Origin of the sequence: Streptomyces anandii JCM 4720 (assembly GCF_014650655.1) — a bacterium.
Lineage (GTDB): Bacteria > Actinomycetota > Actinomycetes > Streptomycetales > Streptomycetaceae > Streptomyces > Streptomyces anandii.
This window is the reverse complement of the sequence record NZ_BMVJ01000012.1, coordinates 143,938-148,317: the sequence shown is the minus strand read 5'-3', so window position 1 is coordinate 148,317 and position 4,380 is coordinate 143,938. Positions and strand designations below refer to the sequence as shown.

The 4,380-nt window shown below is 74.9% G+C and carries 2 protein-coding genes and 1 pseudogene; all 3 read right to left on the bottom strand.

What is annotated here, in order from left to right; all coding sequences use genetic code 11:
- Positions 1-102: pseudogene (locus tag IE249_RS38130) on the bottom strand (TrmH family RNA methyltransferase); the annotation flags it as partial.
- A 64-nt stretch (positions 103-166) separates the two neighbouring features.
- A complete protein-coding gene (gene cobA / locus IE249_RS22250; protein WP_189707164.1) occupies positions 167-1,405 on the bottom strand; it encodes a uroporphyrinogen-III C-methyltransferase in 1,239 nt (412 codons plus the stop codon).
- Between the two features lie 269 nt (positions 1,406-1,674).
- Positions 1,675-4,380 (bottom strand): nicotinate-nucleotide--dimethylbenzimidazole phosphoribosyltransferase (cobT, locus tag IE249_RS22245; RefSeq protein ID WP_229859011.1); only part of this gene is annotated, 2,706 nt, incomplete at its 5' end.

Below are 4,380 nucleotides of genomic sequence, written 5' to 3'. Positions count from 1 at the left end.
CTCGGCGGGTTCGCGCTTGCGGCGCAACTCGACGTCGGTCAGGCCCGTGTAGTCGCGCAGGCGCGGGTCGTCGGGGTCCTCAACGGTGATGAGATCGGCCACAGGGTGATACTGCCTTGTCCAGTCTGCGGTGCCAACGGCTCGGAACGCGTCATGTTACCCGCGGTTACGCGGGAGGCGGGGTCGCCGGTCCCACCCGGACCACCTCGCCGATGACGATGACGGCCGGCGGCTTGACCTCCTCGGCCCGCACCGTCTCGGCCACCGTGGCGAGGGTCGCGTCGACGCGGCGCTGCGCGGCCGTCGTGCCCTCCTGGACCAGCGCGACCGGGGTGTCCGGCGACCTGCCGTGGGCGACGAGCGTCTCGGCGATCTTGCCGATCTTGTCCACGCCCATGAGGACGACCAGCGTGCCGGTGAGTTTGGCCAGGCTCGCCCAGTCGACCAGGGACCGCTCGTCGTCGGGCGCCACATGGCCGCTGACCACGGTGAACTCATGGGCGACTCCCCGGTGGGTGACCGGGATGCCGGCCGCGCCCGGCACGGAGATGGAGCTGGAGATGCCCGGCACCACCGTGCACGGGATGCCCGCCTCGGCGAGCGCCTTGAGTTCCTCCATGCCGCGGCCGAAGACGTACGGGTCGCCGCCCTTGAGCCGGACCACCGCCTTGCCCTGCTTGGCGTGCTCGACGAGCGCGTTGTTGATGGCCTCCTGCGCCATGTAACGGCCGTACGGGATCTTCGCCGCGTCGATCACCTCGACGTGCGGCGGGAGTTCGGCCAGCAGGTCGCGGGGGCCGAGCCGGTCGGCGATGACGACATCGGCCTCGGCGAGGAGCCGGCGGCCGCGCACGGTGATCAGGTCGGGGTCGCCGGGGCCGCCGCCGACCAGGGCGACGCCCGCGGTGCGGGTGCGGTGGTGAGGGGCGACGAGCGTGCCGTCGCGCAGGCCCTCGACGACCGCGTCGCGGATGGCGGCGGTGTGGCGGGGGTCCCGGCCGCGCGCGCTGGTGGTGAGCACGGCGACGGTGACGCCCTCGCTGTGCCCGGTGGCCGGTGTCCAGGCGGTCGCCGCGTCGGCGTCGTCGGAGCGCACGCACCACACGCGGTGGCGCTCCGCCTCGGCCGAGGCGCGGGTGTTCGCGTCGTGGTCGCTGGTGGCGATCAGGGCGTACCAGGCCTCGGCCAGGTCACCGTCCTCGTACGGCCGCCGCTGCCAGGCGATCTCGCCCGCGTCCGCCATGGCCTCCACGGAGGGTGTCGCCTCGGGCGAGACGAGGACGACGTCCGCGCCCGCGGCGATGAGCGCCGGGAGACGCCGCTGGGCGACCTGGCCGCCGCCGAGGACGACCACGCGGCGGCCGGTGAGGCGGAGGCCTACGGGGTAGGCGGGGTGTTCGGCCATGAAGGTGCGACTCCTCGTCCGGGCGGGCTGACGGTCCGGCGGCCCGGTTGGTCCGGTGATCCGGCGGTGCGGTGGTCCGGCGGCCCGGAAGTCTGGGCGGCGCGGATGGTCCGGTCGGTGCCGGTGGTCCGGTCGGTACGGATGGGCGCTACGGCTCTGGAGCGGCCCTGACGTGCGGATCTTAGATGTGGGTTCAGGGTACGGCGGGGCCGGGGGGCGCGCAGGAGCGCGAACCCGCCGACCCCGGACGCACGACCCGGCGTACGGCCCTACTTCTCGGTGACCCCCGCCGAGTCGAACGTCGCCACCTCGTGCATCGCTCTCGCCGTGCTCTGCACCAGCGGCAGCGCGAGCAGCGCGCCGGTGCCCTCGCCCAGGCGCAGGTCGAGGTCGACCAGGGGGCGCAGGCCGAGCTTGTTGAGCGCGGCGACGTGTCCCGGCTCGGCGCTGCGGTGACCGGCGATGCAGGCCGCGAGCACCTCGGGGGCGATCGCGCGGGCCACCAGGGCGGCGGCGCCCGCGCTGACCCCGTCCAGGATCACCGGCGTACGCAGGGAGGCGCCGCCGAGGAGGAGGCCGACCATCGCCGCGTGCTCGAAGCCGCCGATCGCGGCGAGGACGCCGATGGGGTCGGCCGGATCCGGCTGGTGGACCTCGATGGCGCGGCGGACCACCTCGGTCTTGCGCGCCAGCGTCTCGTCGTTGATGCCCGTGCCGCGGCCGGTCACCTCGGCCGGGTCGGCGCCGGTGAACACGGAGATGAGGGCGGCGGACGCGGTGGTGTTCGCGATGCCCATCTCACCGGTGAGCAGCGCCTTGTTGCCGGCGGCCACCAGGTCGCGGGCGGTCTCGATGCCCACCTCGATGGCCTTCTTGGCCTCCTCGCGGGTCATCGCGGGGCCGGTGGTCATGTCGGAGGTGCCCGCGCGGATCTTGCGCGGCAGCAGGCCCGGGGTGGCCGGGAGGTCGGCGGCGACGCCGACGTCGACGACGCACACCTCGGCGCCCACCTGGCCGGCGAAGGCGTTGCAGACCGCTCCCCCGCCGAGGAAGTTGGCCACCATCTGCGCGGTGACCTCCTGCGGCCAGGGGGTGACGCCCTGGGCGTGCACACCGTGGTCACCGGCGAAGATCGCGACGGCCGCGGGCTCGGGGATGGGCGGCGGGCACTGCCGGGACAGGCCGGACAGCTGCGCGGAGATGATCTCCAGCATGCCGAGCGCGCCGGCCGGCTTGGTCATGCGCTTCTGCCGCTCCCAGGCCTCGCCGAGCGCCTTGGCGTCCAGCGGGCGGATCTGGGCGACGGTCTCGGCGAGCAGGTCGTGCGGGTCCTCGCCGGGCAGCGCGCGACGGCCGTACGTCTCCTCGTGCACGACCCACGACAGCGGGCGGCGCTTGGACCAGCCGGCCTGCATCAGCTCGGGCTCGTCCGGGAACTCGTCGACGTATCCGACGCACAGGTAGGCGATGACCTCCAGGTGCTCGGGCAGGCCGAGGGCGCGGACCATCTCGCGCTCGTCGAAGAAGCTGACCCAGCCGACGCCGAGGCCCTCGGCGCGGGCCGCGAGCCACAGGTTCTCCACGGCCAGGGCGGCGGAGTACGGCGCCATCTGCGGCTGGGTGTGGCGGCCCAGGGTGTGCCGGCCGCCGCGGGTGGGGTCGGCGGTGACGACGATGTTCACCGGGGTGTCGAGGATGGCCTCGATCTTCAGTTCCTTGAACTGCTTCGCACGGCCCTTGGGCAGCGACTTGGCGTATGCGTCGCGCTGACGCATCGCCAGTTCGTGCATCGCGCGCCGGGTGTCGGCGGAGCGGATGACGACGAAGTCCCAGGGCTGGGAGTGGCCGACGGAGGGCGCGGTGTGGGCGGCCTCCAGGACGCGGAGCAGCACATCGTGCGGGATCGGGTCGCTGCGGAAGCCGTTGCGGATGTCGCGGCGCTCGCGCATCACCTTGAGCACGGCCTCGCGCTCGGCCTCCTCGTATCCGGGCGCGGCCGGGCCGGTGGACTGCCGTACTTCTGCCACTGCGGCCGTGCTCTCTTCCTGGCCCTCTTGCCGGCCCTGCGTGTGCTGCGGGTTGTGCTGCTGTTGCGGCCCCTGGTGGTCGGCGACGTGGGTGTCCAGGTCGTCCGCCTGCTGGGCGGCCAGGGGCGCCGGTTCCTCGGCGACGTCGGGTGCGGCGGGCACGGGCTCGCCGTCGCGGGGGCCCGGGACGGTGACGACCGGCTCCTGGGGAGCCCCGTCGACGGGCTCGGCCCGGTCCGCCGGGAGCACGATCGGGTGCGGCGGGGTGGGCGCGAGGTGCGGCGGGGTGGGTACGGAGCCGTCGACCGGGACGAACTGTCCCAGCGGCTGGTCCGGCCCGGGCTGCGCCGGGACACCCGCCGGTACGGCGGCCTCGGGGCGCTGTTCGTCCGGAGTCCCGGGCGCGGTGCCTTCCGTCGCCTCGGGGCCGGCCGGTGAGCCGTCCGACTGGGGCCGCGGCTCGGCGGGTTGAGCGGTCGCGGAGTCGGCGGGAGCCGTCGCCCCGGCGGCCTGGGCGGCCTGCGCCGCCTGGGCCGCAGCGGCGTCGACCAGGAGCGCGGGCCGCGACTCCGGAGTGTTCGGATCGTGGGCGACGGCGTCCACGAAGTGAATGTGCGCTGCCGATGCCTCGTCCGGCGCCAGCCCGACCTGCGGCCCCTGCACCTCGCCGGGCACGGCGAAGCCGACGGGCGGGGTGGCGGTACCGTCCGCCGGTGCCGGGGCACCGGAGTCCACTCCCTCACGGACCACACCGGGCCCACCGGGCGCACCCGCGCCGTGCGGCGCCTCGACAGTTCCACCGACCTGCTGAGCCTCGGCTACTTGCTGGGCCCCGGCGACCTGCTCGGCACCGCTGACCTGCTCGGCCCCGGCGACCTGGTCCGCGCCGCCGACCTGCTCGGCCCCGGCGACCTGCGGACCCTCGGCGGCACGCTGGGCCTCGGCCGG